Source organism: Pseudochrobactrum sp. XF203 (assembly GCF_020341615.1).
GTDB classification, from domain to species: Bacteria; Pseudomonadota; Alphaproteobacteria; order Rhizobiales; family Rhizobiaceae; genus Pseudochrobactrum; species Pseudochrobactrum saccharolyticum.
Genome location: NZ_CP084392.1, coordinates 2,374,843 through 2,392,237, shown reverse-complemented (window position 1 = coordinate 2,392,237; position 17,395 = coordinate 2,374,843). Strand labels below are relative to the sequence as shown.

The window sequence follows — 17,395 nt, the reverse complement described above, 5'->3', positions numbered from 1 at the left end:
GCTTAATCAGTGAGGTCTGGATTTATTGTTTTGGGAGTATACTTCTCATCAATTTGATCGATGGAAAATTGAGCCTCTTCAATACGTGCAAGATGCCAGTCGTCGAGGCTTTCTCGAATGCGTTGTCGTGTTACCTCGTCGATGTCGGGGACACGGCCAGAGGCAATCCCTTCGACCGCTTCTAACAGACCGTCAGTTAATTCGTTGATAGCGTCTTCATGTCCTCTGACTTTACGAAGCGCTGTAAATAGGCCAAGCAACTCATTCAGTCTAACATCAAGAGGCATTGGCTCAGGGAACTCTTTTTCAAGAACACGCACTATTTCTGTGTTCATTGAGCGACCGTGTGCTTCCGCGAAGACTTTTATACGGTCTCTCAGCCCCGGAGGAAGTCGGAGTTGAAAGCGGTCAGCGATTTCACTTGGGTACTTATTTTTTTCATTCATTTGCAATGAGTGCAACTTGCCATCAAAAATGTCAAGAGTGCGACTTGATATCATGGTTAATTGATGGTAGCCATTGAATGTTGATGCGAGTTGCACCCATGAACATATAGGGAATTTAAGTCATGAGTAATAATACAAATTCAATGGAACTAATTTGGGAAGTTTCAGAAATTGGAAAGCTGATTGGGCGCAATGAGCGGCAGACGTTCCATTTGCTCAATACTGGCCAGCTTCCCGCGAAGAAGGTGGGTGGCAGATGGGTCGCTGAACGTAGCAAGCTGATTGCATTTTTCATGGATGATGCGGCATGAGCCAGAAATCAAAAGGCTCGGCAGAGGCGGCAACCTCAAAACCGAGCCAGAGTTCAAGCCAAACCATCGCAGGAATGAAGAACATGCAGAGGAATAACACAAAGGGTGTTCCGCAGGCAACTACAGGTGCAACGGTCAAGATAAACGAAGCTCTGTTCAATCTTGAGAATCCGATCAACGATTCAAAGAATATGGCTTCAATCCTCGGTGGGTTGCTCCATGATGTATTCGACAAAGATCATTCGTCCGTAACCGGCAATCGTGAGTTTTACTTTGTGTCTGAAAGTGATGCCTCGAATATCATTTTTGCGGCCGGCCAGCTGCAGCGCTTCATCAAGTCCAGTCTTGATACATGGAATGAAGCCCTTGATCACAGCGCGGGAGCAGGCCAATGCGCTTAATCCTCATTCTTATAGGTCGCGCTCACTTCGCTCTTGCCGATTGGCATCATAGACAGGCCACCCGCTGCGCCAAGTCCGCGCAGGCCAGAAAGAGGTCTGCATGAGTAAATCCGCAAAGGACTGGCTTAAGCGTCAAAAAATTGATGACAAGTCACTAAACACGATATTGGTAGGTTTGGTAGCCTCCTCTGTTGGTGGGGTATGTCAAATTACTCAGATGCGCCTTGCTAAGAAGGTCGGCATGTCCGAACGCCATGTTCGGCGTGGTCTGTCAGCATTAGAAGCGCTTGAAGTAATTGACCGATCAAAACAGTCTGAGTGGGGCAAGAGGGGGCGGTCGACAGACACGATTTACTTATCACTTGATCTCGACTTTAACCTACCGAAGGATGTCATTTTGTCCGCAAAAAACAACGCCGCATTAACCGGACATTTGTCCGGTGCTGCCCATGGCGTATTAAGCGGACAAATGTCCGGTGCGCCCACGATTTCCTATATAAGGAAGAATATATACGGTGATGACGGCGCACTACACCATCGCTGCATTGGGAGAATTTGGTGGGACAGTAATCGTGAACTTTGGCGCTCAATGCTTACGGTTGATGGCGAAGAACTTGACCTAGGACGGCACGAGACGAAAGACCTCGCTGAAGCTGAAATTAACGTTGCTATTTGTGATTTAGAGTTCTGCTTCTCTCGCCCGGCAGGCACACCGGTAGATCCCCAAGTAGATCCTTTTCTCAAAAGCCTAACTGGTAAATGCCTTTGCGAGTTCGTGCTCGGTAGAAGCAAACACGCAGTCAACCAAAACGATCCGCGTAGCGGGTCGTCAGGGTCTGGGGGATTATCCCCCAGTCAGGAGTTTGAGGATGAAATCCTCATATTGCGAAGCAACAAGAACCTTGGTGCAGCATGAGTATAGATTTTTGTAAGATAATAATATTCCCACTCGATGCCAGAATTGGAAAGGTGCGGCGTACTGCCTCTCTGCTCTATAAAAAACATGGTGAAGATGCAGAGCTGTATTGGAAACAGGTCATTGCTGCTAACCGCAAACACCTCATCCGAATTGGTCTGACGGCCGAGCAGCAGCATGAACAGCTTTCAGGCTTTTCGCGCGCTGTCCAGCAAGAGTTGAATAGCATTGCAACATTATGGGATGGAGGGGTGGCATAATATTTATCAGTTTCATTGCCTTAGAAATGACAGCTTAGATTAATTAGAGTAGAACTCACCAATCCTTATAAAATTTGTAATTACAGTATTTAGGATGAGAGTTTTCCGCGGTTTAATCAACGTTGAAACTTCACCACAGATTGATCACAATCTACGCCGTAATATCCGCCCGTTATCATGGCGCAGGCAGGAATTAATGACTGCCCCGAATGATAAAAAATATTACGCACATTCTGAAATAACTATTAAATTTGAAGTCTCTTGTCAGTCATCGAGAGGTTTTGACCTGAAAAGGTCCTATCAGCATTTTTTCCAGTAACCGGTTTTGTTTTTGTTCTGCTTGCAATCAATGCAATAAAAAATATTCTGCATAATAAGTCCCGTTCACGGACGATGGCTGTGTTTCATACGACTTTATGGCAAACAACTAACCTTGTTGAATTTTTTAGTATGCTCAGTGACGCTGCGATTGCACTGTATGGTGTGATCATAGTCGCAGCCGGGATAACTTCTATGGAGTTGGTTCCAAAACGCCTTGCGGCGACTTTAGTTATGATAGGATCATTGGCGCAGCTGTTTGAACATTCTTAGTTCATTAGCGAAGTGGAGCAATGTATCAATGTATCGATTTTTAACTAATCCATTAGTTGCTCTTACTTCTGCAACCGTGTTGGGGCTTTTGTTGGCCTTGGTTGGGACATGGCTATTCAGTGGTGCATTGGCTTTCGCATTGACTAGTTTCGGCGTGGTACTGGTATATCTTGCTGGCGGTGTTCCCGCCGGATGGCGGGCGTTGAGTGTGTTGGTCCATGAGCGCGTACTCGACATCGATTTGTTGATGATTGTTGCAGCTATTGCTGCGGCGATTGTTGGTGCGTTTGTCGAAGGTGCTATTTTGCTGACGCTGTTTAGTTTGTCCACGACATTGGAAGAGCGTGCCATGGGGCGAGCGCGCCGCGCCATTGAAGCATTGATGGCGTTACGGCCTGAAATCGCTTTACTTAAACTAGCAGATAGTTCGATCAAAGAAGTGCAGGCAGCAAGTCTTCGTGTTGGAGATATTGTTATCGTTCGGCCTGGCGCACGAATACCCTCTGACGGAACAATAGCAAGCGGAAGTGGAGCGCTGGACGAGTCTACGATTACGGGTGAATCTATGCCTGTGCGCAAAGAAACTGGTGCTAAAGTTTTTGAGGCAACGGTCAATCTTGATGGCGTACTTGAGATTAGGATTACTAAAACTGTTGAACAAAGTACTGTGGCACGCATGATTGAGCTAGTCACACAAGCTCAGGCAGCGAAAGCTCCTTCAGAACGGTTCAGTGTTTGGTTTGGGCAACGTTATACAGTTGCCGTTTTAATGGTCTCGCTGATTGCTCTTGGCATTTTCTATTGGTTTGGGCATGACTGGGAAGCTGCATTATACTTTGCAGCAACTTTGCTTGTAGCCGCGAGCCCGTGTGCGATAGTCATTTCGGTGCCAGCAGCAATTTTGTCCGCTCTATCATCAGCTGCACGGGGAGGCGTTTTATTTAAAGGTGGGGCAGCGCTTGAGACACTTGCAGCAGTTAATATCTTTGCTTTCGACAAGACTGGAACGTTGACAACCGGGCGTGCAGAAGTAACTGGAGTTGTTCCTCTAGCTGATGATGAGATGAGTTTTTTATCCGCACTAGCTAGTATTGAAGCCAATTCCGAGCATCATATTGCCGACGCCCTGAGGCGCGAAGTGCTCCGTCGAGAGGTGAAACTACATGATGTTTATGATGTGAAAACAATTCCAAGCGCTGGCATTGTTGGACGTGATATGGACGGCCCTATTTGGGCAGGTAATCGTCGAATGGCCCATAATATGGGTGCTCTTCTTGATGATGAGCGCTTTAAAAACTTACAGGACGGAGCAGAGACAGTTGTTTATCTTGGGCGTGGGGCGCTTGTTTTAGGTGCGATCAGTATCGCGGACAAAGTACGTGAAACTTCAGCTGGAGCACTTGTCGCTTTGCGAGAAAACGGCGTTAAGACCATCGCAATGATGACAGGCGATAGACAGGCAGTGGCGCTGCGTATTGGCAAGCTGCTTGGATTCAAGCCAGATGAGATTCATGCCGAGATGTTGCCAGAGGATAAGGTGAGGCTGGTTGCAGAAATGGCTAGTGGTGGGAAAGTTGCATTTGTTGGTGATGGTGTGAATGATGCAGCGGCACTAGCGCGCGCCGATGTCGGCATTGCGATGGGGGCGGCAGGATCTGAAGTTGCTTTACAGGCTGCTGATGTCGCTCTGCTTTCAGAGAATATGGAAAGATTAGCGGCAGCCCATCGTCTTGCCAGGCGAACCGTATCAATAATTCGTCAAAATCTTATTTTTGCGATTTGTATGATGTGTGTTTTGGTTGTGGGTGCAGCTTTTTTTGAATTGCCATTGCCTTTGGCGGTACTTGGCCACGAGGGGGGCACGGTTCTTGTGGTGCTCAACGGGTTGAGACTCTTAAGCGACCCAATTAGAAGTACGATAAGCGTCTTTGCCGATCAAAATCTTCTGAAAGATAATACTCGTAATAAATAGCTGCGAAGATTGTTTAGGTCGGCGTCGGTTCACTCCACTAATGTTTTGGAATAAATAGTAATTCTGCAGCTAAAAAACACATCTAATTTGTTATATTTTGGGGAGAATAAACGATGTTGCAAAGTATCCTGCTGAACTAGCCATAGCAGTGAGAAGCAGACCCCACACCATATCAACTATACTTACTGATAAGGACCAATTTTTTAACGTAGCGAGATTTGTCATATCATAGGTTCCATAAGCAATAAGCCCAAGAATGGCACCATTAATAACAGCAGTAAGCCAGCTGTTTGAGTTGAGAGCAGGTATTACCGCAAAATAAATAATCCCGCCTACATAAACGAGATAGAAAAGACCCGCTACAGTGAAATTTGGCTGATCAATTAGGATGTTGGCCATTCGTGGGCGGTAAAACAAGCTTGTCATCTTTGACAGCCAGATAAAGTCAACAACAAAGAACACTATGGCAGTCGTAGTATATGCAATTATGGCCTGTTTTAACATTGCAGATCTCATCTTTGTTATATTCAGAATTCGTTAGCCGCTAAATTCCAAGCACAGGTTGCACTAAACGAACAATCCATGAGCGGAAACGTAACGGGGCATCTGTAACCGCCAGACAAATGCAATCAGCGTCCGATGTAGCTATAGGCTGATGAATAATATCGGAATTTGCCTCTTCGATATCGCCGCGAGTAAAACTCTCGTCGCCATCGATAAAACTTCCGCTAAGAACAAGTGTCAATTCCCGTCCGCCATGACCGTGCTCAGGAACCGGCTTGCCGGCAGGTATCTTGAGCAGGCGTACGGTTGATGAATTGTCGCTGGTCGGAATGACAATATGACTTGCTCCGCGACCAAGAGCGCGCCATTTCAGCTTATCGACATCTCCTCCGAGATAAGAGCGTAATGGCTGAGGTAAAACAGGTGCCTGAGGTTGTGGTTCCGGTCGTTCTTGCTTGGTCTTTAGTGATGTCTTTGCCAATCTCGACCGAACAGCCTCCCATGCTTTATCCACAGACGTATCAGCAGGTAGTTCCTCAAGCAATTTTCCGCCCAGACATTCATAGTTTTTAAGACGAAAACGGCATGAAGGGCACAATGATAAATGTGTGGCTACGGCAATGCTCCAGCCCTCGCTTAAGGTGCCGGCAGCATAGCTTTCAAGCAACGCATCGCTTAAATGATGATGTATATTCATGACGCTCTCCCTAAGTGTTTGAGGGAAAGACGCAATTTTTCAAATGCCAGTCGCATTCGTGATTTAACTGTTCCAAGCGGAATATTCATTTTCTCGGCAATAGCACTTTGAGAGTGATTATCATAAAAAGACATTTTTATAAGCTCGAACTGTTCCTTCGGTAATTTTTCCATTGCTTGCTGTAATTCATTACTTGATTGCTGCATTATGATTAGAGCATCAGCGGGTATTGTTTCATCAGGAACAAAAGCCGGATCATCCGGGTCAAATTCGGGTCTTTTCTCTCGTCTTACAGCATCAATGCGCAAATTTCGTGCAATCGTAAAAATCCATGTTGAAAGCGCTCCTTTGAGCGGATCAAAACGGTCCGCTTTGTGCCATACAGTGATCATTGTTTCCTGCATCAGCTCTTCTGCGAGCTGTTCATCGGTCATAAGCCGCAACATGTAAGATTTAACACGCGGCGCAAAGTATTTAAAAATCACCTCATAAGCATCAATATCGCGATCCAATGTGACAGCTTTCATTAATACTTCGAGTTTCCCAATCTCCGCATTGGGGGTGGTTTTTTTCATTTTGAAACATTCCCGCCTGAATCGGAGCAGCATAGATCTGCGCTCTGCAATTCCTTTGTATTTGTTGTGCCACGATTGCGGCTGGATGGAAATGTTTGTTTTCATGCCATCTTTACGGAGAAAATCAGCAAACGGATCACGACATCAAAATAATTTAAAAAAAGAGATCCGAAACGTCGTACGGCGCGTATTGGAATATATAAAAAACAAAAGGAATAGCCGTGAGCAGTTCTCACTCATTCTCTGAAAATAAAAAACACATTGCTGTCATCGGATCAGGTATTTCCGGATTGTCTGCAGCATGGCTGTTGAGCAAAACTGCGCGGGTCACCATTTATGAAGAGAATAACCGCTTAGGCGGGCATTCCAATACGATTATGGTTCCGTGCGGACAAAACGAGATTGCCGTTGATACGGGCTTTATTGTTTATAATGAGCGGAATTATCCCAATCTTGTCGCATTATTTGAAACATGCGGCGTTGAGACACAAAAATCCAATATGTCATTTGCCGTATCACTCAATGAGGGCGGGCTGGAATACTCCGGTTCTGGCATCAACGGTTTGCTTGGTCAGCGGCGTAATATCATTCGTCCCCGTTTCTGGTTTATGGTCAGGGATGTGTTGAGGTTTTACCGCGAGGCGCCTTCTGTTCTGGATAGTGAACATTACGCGCAGACTAGCCTTGGCGAATATCTTCGTTCTCATAATTATGGTAATGATTTTGTTGAAAATCATCTGCTGTCTATGGGGGCTGCAATCTGGTCTGCGGGCGCGGATGAAATGCGGGCTTATCCTGTGCAAGCCTTTGTGCGCTTTTTTGTCAGCCACGGATTGCTCAGTCTTAAAAATCGCCCGCAATGGCGCACTGTTACGGGTGGCAGCCGCCGTTATGTTGAGCGATTGGCACAGGCAATATCCGGTGACATCAGGCTTGATGCCAAGGTTGTGCGCATCAAGCGCACTCCTGACGGCGTCATGGTGACAGATAACAAAGGCCATACAGAGCGTTTTACTGATGTGGTTATTGCCGCGCATGCGGATCAGGCGCTTGCAATGTTGGATGATCCCAGCTTTGAGGAGCAGAAACTGCTTGGTGCTTTTCGTTACACAGCCAATAGCGCCGTTTTGCACTCCGATATGTCACTTATGCCAAGGCGCAGGCGGATCTGGTCGAGCTGGAATTATACCGGCGATCAAAAGAATGCAGAAAAGCAACCTTTATGTGTGACATATTGGATGAATAAGCTTCAATCTCTTGATAGGAAATACCCGCTTTTTGTTACGCTTAATCCGACTAAGCCGATCGCCGGTGAAAAAATTATCAAGGTGATTGATTATGAGCACCCGCTTTTTGACCTTCGAGCATTGGAAGCGCAGCGTGCGCTGCATGTCCTGCAAGGCAAGCGTAATACATGGTTCTGTGGTGCGTATTTTGGCTATGGTTTTCATGAGGATGGTTTGCAGGCAGGGCTTGCAGTGGCAGAAGGGCTGGCTGGTTTGAAACGACCTTGGAATGTACCAAACGCATCCTCCAGAATTTCACAGCCGTCTGAGAGTGAGGCATCATAATAATGCGCTCTAGTGAGAAGATACAGTCAGGTCTTTATACAGGCAAAGTGATGCATATGCGGTTGCGTCCTCAACGGCATCGCTTCACTTATCGTGTATTTTCATTGCTGCTGAATATTGATGAGCTTCCGTCATTAGACAAGGCAAAGCGTCTTTTTGCTTATAATCGCCGCGCAATTGTGAGCTTTCACGATAAAGATCACGGAGATGGCACAAAGGGCGGATTGCGCCATTGGGTTGAAGGGCAACTAGCCCGTGCTGGTCTTCAGGGGGCAGGGATGAGTATTTATATTCTCTGTTATCCGCGCATTTATGGCTATGTCTTCAATCCGCTGACACTCTATTTTTGTTATGACGCGCAAGGAGGGCTGCGCGCTGTTCTTTATGAGGTCAGCAATACATTCGCAGAACGTCATACCTATATTATGCGTGTTCTCGAGGGGAAGCTGACAGGACAGGGCTTTCACCAGCAATGTAAGAAGGATTTTTATGTATCTCCTTTTTTGCCGATGGACTGTTTCTATAATTTTTACATTGAGCCTCCCGATGAAAAGCTGCTGGTTCGTATCCATGAGGAAGATGCTGATGGCATGGTGCTTGTTGCAAATTTTGAAGCGACACGAAGCCCCATAAATGACCGCACGCTTGGTTTGGCATTGTTGCGTCACCCGTTGATGACCCTGAAAGTCAGCGCGAGCATTTATTGGGAGGCACTGCGCCTTTGGAGAAAAGGCCTTACCATTTATCGCTATAAGGCGGCGGCCAGCAAGGTCGACAGTACTGTTGTTTCAAACCCCACTCCGATCAATCAGCCCCGTGAGTTAAATCCTGATGAGCACCACTGAAGAGACAATGAACATCAAGAGGGAAGTCAAAGCAGGGCTCAACGAACGTCCGCCGCTATGGATGCGCATTGCGCAGAAATGGGCTGGCCGGATTGCTTTCGGCACACTGACTGTTGAGTTTCCTGATGGGCACAGTTTTTATGTCAAAGGCTCAAGACCGGGCCCTGATGCAACAATGATCATTCGTTCGCCGAAATTTGTGTGGCAAGTCCTCTCCGGAGGAAAACTCGGGCTGGCGCGCGCATTTATTGATAATAACTGGGATAGTCCAGATATTGGTGCTGTTTTGGATCTGGGAATTTTCAATGAGGATTATTTAAATTCGGTTCTCGCATTGCCGGCACTTGCAAGATTGATGGCCAATTTGCGCCATCGTCTCCGTGCCAATACGCCTACAGGAAGCAAGCGCAATATTGCTTTCCATTATGATCTGGGCAACCAATTCTATGCTCAGTGGCTGGATGAGACCATGACATATTCTTCCGGCTTGTTCCAAACGGCCGGACAGTCCTTATCTGATGCGCAAAATGCCAAATATGACCGCATCGTCAGGCAATTGAATATTCAGAAAAATGACCGTGTTCTTGAGATCGGCTGCGGATGGGGCGGATTTGCGGAATATGCTGCGCGTAAAACCGGTTGCAGCATTGTAGCCCTGACACTTTCTCAGGAGCAGGCACATTTTGCGCGAGAGCGCATGATGAAAGCGGGCCTATCTGATCGTGTTGAAATTCGTATTGAAGATTACAGAAATTGTGAGGGGCATTTCAACAAAATCGTATCTGTCGAGATGTTTGAAGCTGTCGGCGAGGAGAACTGGTCTGTATATTTTGCAAGACTGCAAGCCTTGTTAGAGAGTGACGGCGAGGCTTTGCTACAGGTTATTACCATCGATGATAACCGCCTTGATGAATACCGGCGCAATGCTGATTTCATTCAGACCTATATTTTTCCGGGCGGTATGCTGCCTTCATGCAACGCACTTATTGATGTCGCACGAAGACATAATTTAAAGCTGACTGACCAGCTGATGTTTGGACGTGATTATGAGAAGACGCTGCTTCAATGGGATGATCAATTCATAAAGCAATGGTGCACTATCGAGCCACTCGGCTTTGATGCGCGTTTCAAGCGGATGTGGCGATATTATTTCCATTATTGCGCTGCCGGTTTCAGAGCGCAGCGCATTGATGTCGGGCAGTTTCATTTCCGTCAGCTCTGCGTCAATCAGGATTAACGTAACAATTTGCGCGTAATTGCAAATCGCAATCCAGTGGGCAGACATGCCAGACATTTGGTAAGCCAAACCATCTTCCACGGAAATGCAATTTCAAAACGATGTGAATTCAGGCCGCGAATGATGTGATCAGCGGCCTCATTCTCTGAAATTATAAAAGGCATAGGAAAGTCATTTTTTTGTGTGAGCGGCGTATCTACAAAACCGGGATTAACAACGCTGAGAAGCACATTCTTACGTCGCAGCTCAGGATAAAGGGCCTCACACATATTAATGAGACCGGCTTTGGTCGCGCCATATGCTGCTGCACCTGGCAGGCCGGTATATCCTGCAACGGAGGAGACGACCAATATGCGTCCCGATTGCCGCTTGAGCATGGGCTCCATAACGGCGCCCAGACAATAGGCAGTTCCTATAAGATTGACATTGACCGTTTCCTCAAAAAGCGCAGCATCAAAATTAAACGCATTGTCCCGCTTATATATGCCTGCATTGAGGATTGCGACACTAACAGGGCCAAGCTGTGCTTCAATCGCGGCATATGCAGCCGGTACCGCTGCGTGGTCCGTCACATCCATCGGAAAAGCAAAAATCTTGTCCGGTATTTGTGCGGCGACCTCTTCAAGATGCGCTCTTGTGCGGGCGCTGATTGCTACTTTCCAGCCTTGGCTGGCAAGCCTTATTGCCAAAGCGCGCCCCATTCCGGTGCCGGCACCCGTTATCCATACAAGTTTATTATGTATATGAGCTTCCATTACATTCACCTCATTAGACAAACTTTACATTCTCTATACGCAACAGGGGTGGCAGCGGTTCATCCATCATCCGCTCTTTCTCTTAGCTCTCAGGATTTTCTATGAAAAATCATAGTCTTATATGGTTGCGCAATGACCTTAGAATGCAAGATAATCCGGCACTTGATGCGGCATTGTTAGCGGGCGGATCTGTTACAGCCGTTTATATCCATGAGGAAACAGGAATTTCGCGCTGTCCTGGCGGCGCTGCGCGATGGTGGCTTGAGAGAAGCCTTGAAAAATTTGCTGCGCAATTGGCGCAAAAAAATATCGAATTAATAATTGAGACAGGTGATCCGGCGATTATCATAGAACATATCGTAACAACGGAGCATGTTAAAGCTGTCTTCTGGAACAGGCGTTATGCGCATACAGAGCGTGAATGCGACGCAGATATAAAACATAACCTCAAAGGCAAAGGTATCCATGTTGCCTCATTCAGGGGTAATTTATTGATCGAACCTTGGGAGGTTATGACTGGAAACGGTGACCCCTATCAGGTTTATACACCCTATGCCAAAGCCTTGCGCCGGCAAGGTGTTCTTCAGCCTCGTGCTATATCGGCTCAGATGGCAGCCTCCAGAAATTGCGTGCAGCACCAGCCGGTTATGATTTATAAACAACCGCACTGGGCACACACAATTGCCCAGCATTGGCAAACCGGCGAGGAGGTGGGTTACCAGCGTTTGACCGTATTTTTGAAAGATCTGGTCCGGTCTTATGCGGATGACCGCGACTGTCCTTCTCTTGACGGCACTTCAAAACTTTCGCCTTATATGCGCTTCGGGCAGATGAGTGTGCGCCAGATATGGCATGAAGTTGTTCAGTTCACGCAGCAGCATCCGCATGTGGCAAATGGTGCTGATAAGTTTTTGTCCGAGTTGATCTGGCGTGATTTCCAGTACCATCAACTTTATCACAGAGCAGATATTACCACGCATGATATGCGCCCGACACTTGAACCAATTGAGTGGCGCAAGGATCCCGCATCTTTCATTGCATGGACAAAAGGACAGACCGGCATACCGATTATTGATGCTGGAATGCGTCAATTGTGGGCAACAGGATGGATGCATAATCGTGTCAGAATGCTTGTGGCGTCATTTCTGACGAAAAATCTTATGATCGACTGGCGTCTTGGGGAAGAGTTGTTCTGGGATACGCTGGTTGACGCTGATGTGGCCAGCAATCCTGCCAGTTGGCAATGGGTTGCGGGATGCGGGATGGATGCTGCCCCGTATTTTCGGGTTTTTAACCCTGTCGTGCAAGGAAAACGCTTCGATCCAGAAGGTGCTTACGTGCGTCAATGGGTGCCTGAACTGCGCTTATTGCCCACAAAATGGATACACAGTCCGGAGCAAGCGCCTGCTGATGTCTTGCGCGGAGCAAAACTGAAATTGGGCACCGATTATCCGTTGCCGATTGCGGATATTGCAGAAAGCCAGAGGTTCTTCAAGATGATTATGAAGAACGAGATTTAGAGCATAAAGCCTTATTCTGATTTCAGCTTAAGGTCGATTTTACGTAAATTTTAGTATGTCAGATGGGCGCACGGCACTCTGATTGTAATTATGCGTATTTTCCGGTGATCCGTTTTGTTCAGGCAAACGTAAAGGATGATTAGATAGTTACTTAACCAAAAAATCGGATGTATTTTCAGTGAAACATAGTCTTGTTTATAATGGCAATCCCGTACAACATCCTGATGTCAAAAACGGGAAAATCGGGGTTTTGCTTATTAATCTCGGCACACCTGAAGGGACAGACTACAAGTCACTTCGTGTTTATCTCAAAGAGTTCCTGACGGATAAACGGGTTATAGAATGGTCGCCTTGGAAGTGGTACCCAATTCTATTTGGCATTGTGCTCAATACGCGGCCGCAGAAGGTTGGCAAAGCCTATAAATCTATCTGGAATAACGAACTGAATGAAAGTTATCTTCGTACGTTCACCAGAAATCAGGCAAGTCTTATTGCCGAGAAATTCAACGATAATGATAACATTATCATCGATTGGGCTATGCGCTATGGCAACCCTTCCATTGCAGACCGCATAGATGCACTGCAACGTGCCGGATCTGAGCGTATTATTATTTTCCCTCTTTATCCTCAATATGCGGCGGCTACAACAGCATCGGTTAATGATGCGGTGTATCGCAAATTATTAAATATGCGCTGGCAACCCGCCATAAGAACAGTGCCGCCTTATTATGATGATCCTGTTTATATTGACGCCTTGTATAATTCTGTAACTCAACACCTGAGCACTATTAGTTGGACGCCTGAGGTTATTGTAGCCTCTTTTCATGGCATTCCGCAGAACTACTTTGATAAGGGCGACCCTTATTATTGTCACTGTATGAAGACAGCTCGCTTACTGCGTGAAAGATTGGGCATGTCAAAACAGCAATTGATTGTTACCTTTCAGTCTCGCTTTGGGCCAGAAGAGTGGATTAAGCCCTATACAGACAAAACAATTCAGTCACTGGCTGAAAGTGGTGTTAAAAAAATCGCGGTTATTACCCCAGGTTTTGTTTCCGATTGTTTGGAAACACTGGAAGAAATTGCGGTGGAAAATCGGGAGTACTTTATGGAACACGGTGGGGAAGAATACACTTTTATACCATGTCTGAATGATAGTGAGGCGGGAATAAAGGTATTGGAATCTGTTCTATTAAAAGAAATGTGCAGTCTAGATCGGGTGTAAATGTAAAATTTATTCAGATTCCTATCTAGCAAGGTATCGTGATTTTTAGCGGCTTGCTCCGATGTTAAACAGACAATTGTAGACTGCATCAGGCAATCTTGCCTTCCTTTCAATCGTGTTCTACTTTGCGCCAAACACATTCTCTATCAAGTCGATTAGAAAAGCTATCAGCTAGATCAATATCGTGACAATTCCCAAGCCGGCTCATACTGTGCAGAAGTTGTGCTGTTTCAGGAATGAACCCAGTTCATACTTGTAAACAGGGAGCCTTGGTCGGAATGAAACAGTACTAGCTCTTTTGGTATACGTCGCCACACGACAATCCAAAAAGCCTGTAAGACCAGGTCTGTGGTTTGGTGCGATTGTATTGAACAGCCAATAAAACGTCTGTCAAAATGTCGACTACGACAGCCAGAATAGCACCGTTCACATATGTTTTGATGTAGCCAATCTAAGCTACGATACCTGCCAGTCGAGTCAGTCTCGCAACTCGGTTTGGACAGCAAGTCCACTCCTGATCTCTGACAATTGATCATCCTGAGCAGCTGCTTTCTCAGGGGCGTTGTAATGCTTCATCCAGCTATAAAGTGAATGAGTGCTTACGCCCAAGCGACGCGAAACATCTGCTACGGAATAACCGCGCTCAGTTATTTGTTTAACAGCATCAATTTAAATTCGTCGGTGAAATTAGCTTTACTCATCGTAAGCTCTTTACCTTTTTTAAAGTCACAAGGTGTCTACAAATCTAGGGTTATTCAATGATCACATCACCGGATTTGAAGCGTTTGTCCTGTCGCAATAGGCCAGAAAGGGGGGGGGCCAGATTGACAGAACGGTCTTTAAACTCGCGAGCTGCATCCGCCGCAAAAAATCACGATAGGAAGTTATGATTGGGATGTGCCGTGTGTAGATGAGATCCACATCGCGGCCTTCCACATCATCAAGAAACCGCAGATAACTCTCACCGTCCGGAAAATTGCGGGTTTCCAGCGATCCAAGCTGATAATTACCTGCGGCGGCAATCGCGCGTGCCAGATCTTCATTGCCGAACAGAGGAATGGTCAGACGTTTCTCAGCAGAGTGCAGAGCCATATTAACATATCCATTCACTGTTCATCAGAATAAAACTCAAAGACCGGAGCGGTATGTACCGCTCCGGTAAATATCTGCAATCAGCTCTTGGCTACGCGGCTATGCGGCCATTTCCAGTCACGGATTTCCGGCATATCCTCACCATACTCACGCACATAGTCATGATGCTGCTGAAGCTTTTTTTGAAGATACGCGATAATCGGGTCTGCTATACCGGCAGCCAAAGGTAGACGGTTAAGCGCTTCAATCGCCAGATTATAACGATCAAGTTCGTTCATCACAGCCATATCAAAGGGCGTTGTGGTTGTGCCTTTTTCGATAAAGCCACGCACATGGAAGTTCGGATGGTTGGTGCGCTTATAAACCAGCCGGTGGATCAGATACGGATAGCCGTGATAAGCGAAAATTACCGGACGATCAGTGGTGAAAAGCGCATTAAATTCACTGTCGGCAATACCATGCGGATGATGCTGCGGTGATTGCAGTGCCATCAGATCAACAATATTGACTACGCGGATGCGCAAATGCGGCAGCGCTTCACGCAACATTGCGGCGGCGGCCAGAGTTTCCATGGTCGGTACATCACCGGCGCAAGCCATCACCAGATCAGGCTCCATACCATCTTCGCTGCCTGCCCAATCCCATTTACCAAGACCGGCCTCACAATGCTTTTCTGCTTCATCCATGGTTAGCCATTGTGGTGATGGCTGCTTACCGGCAACGATCACATTCACACGGTTCCATGTTTTGAGACAGTGGTCACCCACCCAAAGCAGTGTATTGGCATCCGGCGGGAAATAAACGCGGACAATATCGGCGCTCTTATTGGCGACCAGATCGACAAAACCCGGATCCTGATGGGAGAAGCCGTTGTGGTCCTGCCGCCAGACATGGGAGGTCAGCAGATAGTTGAGCGATGAAACCGGTTTGCGCCATGGCAGTTCGCGCGCGACCTGCAACCATTTGGCATGCTGGTTGAACATTGAATCCACAATATGGATAAAGGCTTCATAGCAGGAGAAGAAGCCGTGACGACCGGTCAGCAAATAGGCTTCCAGCCAGCCCTGACACAAATGCTCACTGAGCACTTCCATCACGCGGCCGTCGGAGGCCAGATGATCATCACTGTTTAGCGTTTCAGCCATCCAGACGCGGTCGGTTGCCTCAAAAACACTGCCAAGGCGATTGGACGCCGTTTCATCTGGCCCGAAGACACGGAAGTTTTTATCCTCATCATTGAGGCGGAGGACATCGCGCAGATAATCACCAAGGATTTTGGTGGTTTGTTCCTGTACCGCACCCGGCACGCTAACATTGACTGCATATTTGCGGAAATCGGGTGTTTTCAGGTCTTTACGCAGCAAGCCACCATTGGAATGCGGAATAGCGCCCATGCGTTTTTCACCGCTTGGTGCGAGCGCGCGCAGTTCCGGTTTCAGCTTGCCGCTTGCGTCAAACAGATCTTCGGGATCATAGCTGCGCATCCAGTCTTCAAGGATTTTGCGGTGGGCATCATCTGCGCGGCAATTGGCAACCGGCACCTGATGGGAGCGCCAATGGTTCTCCACCATTTTGCCGTCAACCACTTTTGGCCCTGTCCAGCCTTTGGGGCTGCGGAAGATAATCATCGGCCAGCGCGGACGCTCCGGAGATTTAAGATCGGCTTGCTCTTTAATGGCTTTGATACGATCAAAAGCACGGTCAAAAGTTGCAGCCATCAGTTGGTGCATGGCTTCCGGCTCGTGGCCCTCTACGAAAAATGGTTCATAGCCATAGCCTGTGAAAAGGCTGTACAAGTCTTCATCTGACATACGAGCAAGCAGGGTCGGATTAGCGATTTTATAGCCATTCAGATGCAGGATCGGCAACACCGCGCCGTCGCGCTTCGGGTTGAGGAATTTGTTAGAATGCCATGCAGCCGCCAAGGGGCCGGTTTCGGCCTCACCGTCACCGACAACACAGGCAACGACGAGATCGGGATTATCAAAAGCTGCGCCATAAGCATGCACAAGCGCATAGCCAAGCTCGCCTCCTTCATGGATGGAACCCGGAGTTTCCGGTGCCACATGGCTTGGAATACCGCCCGGGAACGAGAACTGGCGGAAGAGTTTTTGCATTCCGTCAACATCTTCGGTGATATCGGGATAGGTTTCCGTATAAGTGCCTTCCAGATAGGTATTCGCCACCATGCCAGGGCCACCGTGACCGGGGCCGCAGACATACAGCACATCTTTGTTGCGCTTTTTAATGATGCGGTTGAGATGTACATAGATGAAGTTCAAACCGGGTGTAGTGCCCCAATGGCCGAGCAAACGCGGCTTGACATGTTCAGGTTTTAAAGGCTCACGCAGCAGCGGATTTTGCATCAGATAAATCTGCCCGACGGAGAGGTAATTGGCCGCGCGCCAATAGCGGTCGGTCAGTTTCAGCTGATCCGGAGTAAGCGGCTGGGCGCCAGTCTGATTATTCATTCCAAA

General features: G+C 47.3%; 17 protein-coding genes and 1 pseudogene. 10 read left to right on the top strand and 8 right to left on the bottom strand.

Going from position 1 to position 17,395, the window contains the following annotated elements; translation table 11 throughout:
- Positions 1-2 precede the first annotated feature (2 nt).
- Positions 3-446, bottom strand: a complete 444-nt coding sequence (locus LDL70_RS10925) for an Arc family DNA-binding protein (protein ID WP_213906855.1) — start codon at positions 444-446, stop codon at positions 3-5.
- A gap of 122 nt (positions 447-568) precedes the next feature.
- Between LDL70_RS10925 and LDL70_RS10920 the strand changes: the two genes are divergently transcribed.
- The 5 genes from LDL70_RS10920 to LDL70_RS10900 all read left to right on the top strand — a co-directional run bounded on the left by LDL70_RS10920 (position 569) and on the right by LDL70_RS10900 (position 4,897).
- Positions 569-757 carry a hypothetical protein gene (locus LDL70_RS10920; protein WP_022709082.1) on the top strand — a complete coding sequence of 63 codons (189 nt, stop codon included), beginning with the start codon at positions 569-571 and terminating at the stop codon, positions 755-757.
- Positions 754-1,158, top strand: a complete 405-nt coding sequence (locus LDL70_RS10915; protein WP_139316400.1) for a hypothetical protein — start codon at positions 754-756, stop codon at positions 1,156-1,158. Before LDL70_RS10920 ends, LDL70_RS10915 begins: the two co-directional genes overlap by 4 nt.
- A 100-nt stretch (positions 1,159-1,258) precedes the next feature.
- A complete protein-coding gene (locus LDL70_RS10910; RefSeq protein WP_213598601.1) occupies positions 1,259-2,074 on the top strand; it encodes a hypothetical protein in 816 nt (271 codons plus the stop codon).
- Positions 2,071-2,334, top strand: coding sequence for a DUF6074 family protein (locus LDL70_RS10905; protein WP_225685035.1), 264 nt, complete (start codon positions 2,071-2,073; stop codon positions 2,332-2,334). The genes LDL70_RS10910 and LDL70_RS10905 overlap by 4 nt, the downstream gene beginning before the upstream one ends.
- 619 nt (positions 2,335-2,953) lie before the next feature.
- Positions 2,954-4,897 carry a cation-translocating P-type ATPase gene (locus LDL70_RS10900; RefSeq protein ID WP_022709077.1) on the top strand — a complete coding sequence of 648 codons (1,944 nt, stop codon included), beginning with the start codon at positions 2,954-2,956 and terminating at the stop codon, positions 4,895-4,897.
- A gap of 90 nt (positions 4,898-4,987) precedes the next feature.
- Here LDL70_RS10900 and LDL70_RS10895 read toward each other — a convergent pair whose 3' ends face one another.
- From LDL70_RS10895 to LDL70_RS10885, 3 genes are read right to left on the bottom strand one after another with little or no spacing between them, the layout of a single operon-like run.
- Positions 4,988-5,401: a DUF2177 family protein gene (locus LDL70_RS10895; protein ID WP_213598599.1), complete on the bottom strand. Its 414-nt coding sequence runs from the start codon at positions 5,399-5,401 to the stop codon at positions 4,988-4,990.
- 40 nt (positions 5,402-5,441) lie between these two features.
- The gene (locus LDL70_RS10890) at positions 5,442-6,098 is read right to left on the bottom strand and encodes a ChrR family anti-sigma-E factor (RefSeq protein WP_075655955.1); all 657 of its coding nucleotides are present in this window, start codon (positions 6,096-6,098) and stop codon (positions 5,442-5,444) included.
- On the bottom strand, positions 6,095-6,673 hold the full coding sequence (locus LDL70_RS10885) for a sigma-70 family RNA polymerase sigma factor (protein ID WP_213598597.1): 579 nt from the start codon (positions 6,671-6,673) through the stop codon (positions 6,095-6,097). The genes LDL70_RS10890 and LDL70_RS10885 overlap by 4 nt, the downstream gene beginning before the upstream one ends.
- Before the next feature lie 215 nt (positions 6,674-6,888).
- Between LDL70_RS10885 and LDL70_RS10880 the strand changes: the two genes are divergently transcribed.
- The 3 genes from LDL70_RS10880 to LDL70_RS10870 are packed head-to-tail and all read left to right on the top strand — an operon-like array spanning position 6,889 to position 10,326.
- Complete coding sequence (locus tag LDL70_RS10880; RefSeq protein ID WP_370637829.1) at positions 6,889-8,244, top strand: NAD(P)/FAD-dependent oxidoreductase; 1,356 nt, start codon at positions 6,889-6,891, stop codon at positions 8,242-8,244.
- A 56-nt stretch (positions 8,245-8,300) separates the two neighbouring features.
- Positions 8,301-9,089: a DUF1365 domain-containing protein gene (locus LDL70_RS10875; protein ID WP_238481780.1), complete on the top strand. Its 789-nt coding sequence runs from the start codon at positions 8,301-8,303 to the stop codon at positions 9,087-9,089.
- Positions 9,076-10,326: a cyclopropane-fatty-acyl-phospholipid synthase family protein gene (locus tag LDL70_RS10870; protein WP_225685033.1), complete on the top strand. Its 1,251-nt coding sequence runs from the start codon at positions 9,076-9,078 to the stop codon at positions 10,324-10,326. The genes LDL70_RS10875 and LDL70_RS10870 overlap by 14 nt, the downstream gene beginning before the upstream one ends.
- On the opposite strand, the gene LDL70_RS10865 is transcribed toward LDL70_RS10870, so the two are convergent.
- The gene (locus LDL70_RS10865) at positions 10,323-11,081 is read right to left on the bottom strand and encodes an SDR family oxidoreductase (protein ID WP_225685032.1); all 759 of its coding nucleotides are present in this window, start codon (positions 11,079-11,081) and stop codon (positions 10,323-10,325) included. The genes LDL70_RS10870 and LDL70_RS10865 overlap by 4 nt on opposite strands.
- A 101-nt stretch (positions 11,082-11,182) precedes the next feature.
- Between LDL70_RS10865 and LDL70_RS10860 the strand changes: the two genes are divergently transcribed.
- A complete protein-coding gene (locus LDL70_RS10860; protein ID WP_225685031.1) occupies positions 11,183-12,601 on the top strand; it encodes a deoxyribodipyrimidine photo-lyase in 1,419 nt (472 codons plus the stop codon).
- Between the two features lie 178 nt (positions 12,602-12,779).
- Positions 12,780-13,826, top strand: coding sequence for a ferrochelatase (gene hemH / locus LDL70_RS10855; protein ID WP_213598589.1), 1,047 nt, complete (start codon positions 12,780-12,782; stop codon positions 13,824-13,826).
- A 121-nt stretch (positions 13,827-13,947) separates the two neighbouring features.
- Here hemH and LDL70_RS10850 read toward each other — a convergent pair.
- The 3 genes and pseudogenes from LDL70_RS10850 to LDL70_RS10840 form a co-directional block, all read right to left on the bottom strand.
- Positions 13,948-14,527 (bottom strand): annotated as a pseudogene (locus LDL70_RS10850) (DDE-type integrase/transposase/recombinase); the annotation flags it as partial.
- A gap of 61 nt (positions 14,528-14,588) precedes the next feature.
- Positions 14,589-14,918, bottom strand: a complete 330-nt coding sequence (locus tag LDL70_RS10845) for a ribose-phosphate pyrophosphokinase-like domain-containing protein (RefSeq protein WP_213598587.1) — start codon at positions 14,916-14,918, stop codon at positions 14,589-14,591.
- Positions 14,919-14,998: 80 nt separating this feature from the next.
- A complete protein-coding gene (locus tag LDL70_RS10840) occupies positions 14,999-17,389 on the bottom strand; it encodes a phosphoketolase (RefSeq protein ID WP_213598585.1) in 2,391 nt (796 codons plus the stop codon).
- Between the last annotated feature and the right edge of the window lie 6 nt (positions 17,390-17,395).

Excerpts from the sequence above, each read along its gene's own strand:
- LDL70_RS10895 (WP_213598599.1), bottom strand. The coding sequence starts at position 5,401 with ATGTTAAAACAGGCCATAATTGCATATACTACGACTGCCATAGTGTTC.
- LDL70_RS10905 (WP_225685035.1), top strand. The coding sequence starts at position 2,071 with ATGAGTATAGATTTTTGTAAGATAATAATATTCCCACTCGATGCCAGA.
- LDL70_RS10900 (WP_022709077.1), top strand. The coding sequence starts at position 2,954 with ATGTATCGATTTTTAACTAATCCATTAGTTGCTCTTACTTCTGCAACC.
- LDL70_RS10925 (WP_213906855.1), bottom strand. The coding sequence starts at position 446 with ATGAATGAAAAAAATAAGTACCCAAGTGAAATCGCTGACCGCTTTCAA.
- LDL70_RS10885 (WP_213598597.1), bottom strand. The coding sequence starts at position 6,673 with ATGAAAAAAACCACCCCCAATGCGGAGATTGGGAAACTCGAAGTATTA.
- LDL70_RS10915 (WP_139316400.1), top strand. The coding sequence starts at position 754 with ATGAGCCAGAAATCAAAAGGCTCGGCAGAGGCGGCAACCTCAAAACCG.
- LDL70_RS10890 (WP_075655955.1), bottom strand. The coding sequence starts at position 6,098 with ATGAATATACATCATCATTTAAGCGATGCGTTGCTTGAAAGCTATGCT.
- LDL70_RS10840 (WP_213598585.1), bottom strand. The coding sequence starts at position 17,389 with ATGAATAATCAGACTGGCGCCCAGCCGCTTACTCCGGATCAGCTGAAA.
- LDL70_RS10910 (WP_213598601.1), top strand. The coding sequence starts at position 1,259 with ATGAGTAAATCCGCAAAGGACTGGCTTAAGCGTCAAAAAATTGATGAC.
- LDL70_RS10870 (WP_225685033.1), top strand. The coding sequence starts at position 9,076 with ATGAGCACCACTGAAGAGACAATGAACATCAAGAGGGAAGTCAAAGCA.
- LDL70_RS10845 (WP_213598587.1), bottom strand. The coding sequence starts at position 14,918 with ATGGCTCTGCACTCTGCTGAGAAACGTCTGACCATTCCTCTGTTCGGC.
- LDL70_RS10875 (WP_238481780.1), top strand. The coding sequence starts at position 8,301 with ATGCGGTTGCGTCCTCAACGGCATCGCTTCACTTATCGTGTATTTTCA.
- LDL70_RS10865 (WP_225685032.1), bottom strand. The coding sequence starts at position 11,081 with ATGGAAGCTCATATACATAATAAACTTGTATGGATAACGGGTGCCGGC.
- LDL70_RS10920 (WP_022709082.1), top strand. The coding sequence starts at position 569 with ATGAGTAATAATACAAATTCAATGGAACTAATTTGGGAAGTTTCAGAA.
- LDL70_RS10860 (WP_225685031.1), top strand. The coding sequence starts at position 11,183 with ATGAAAAATCATAGTCTTATATGGTTGCGCAATGACCTTAGAATGCAA.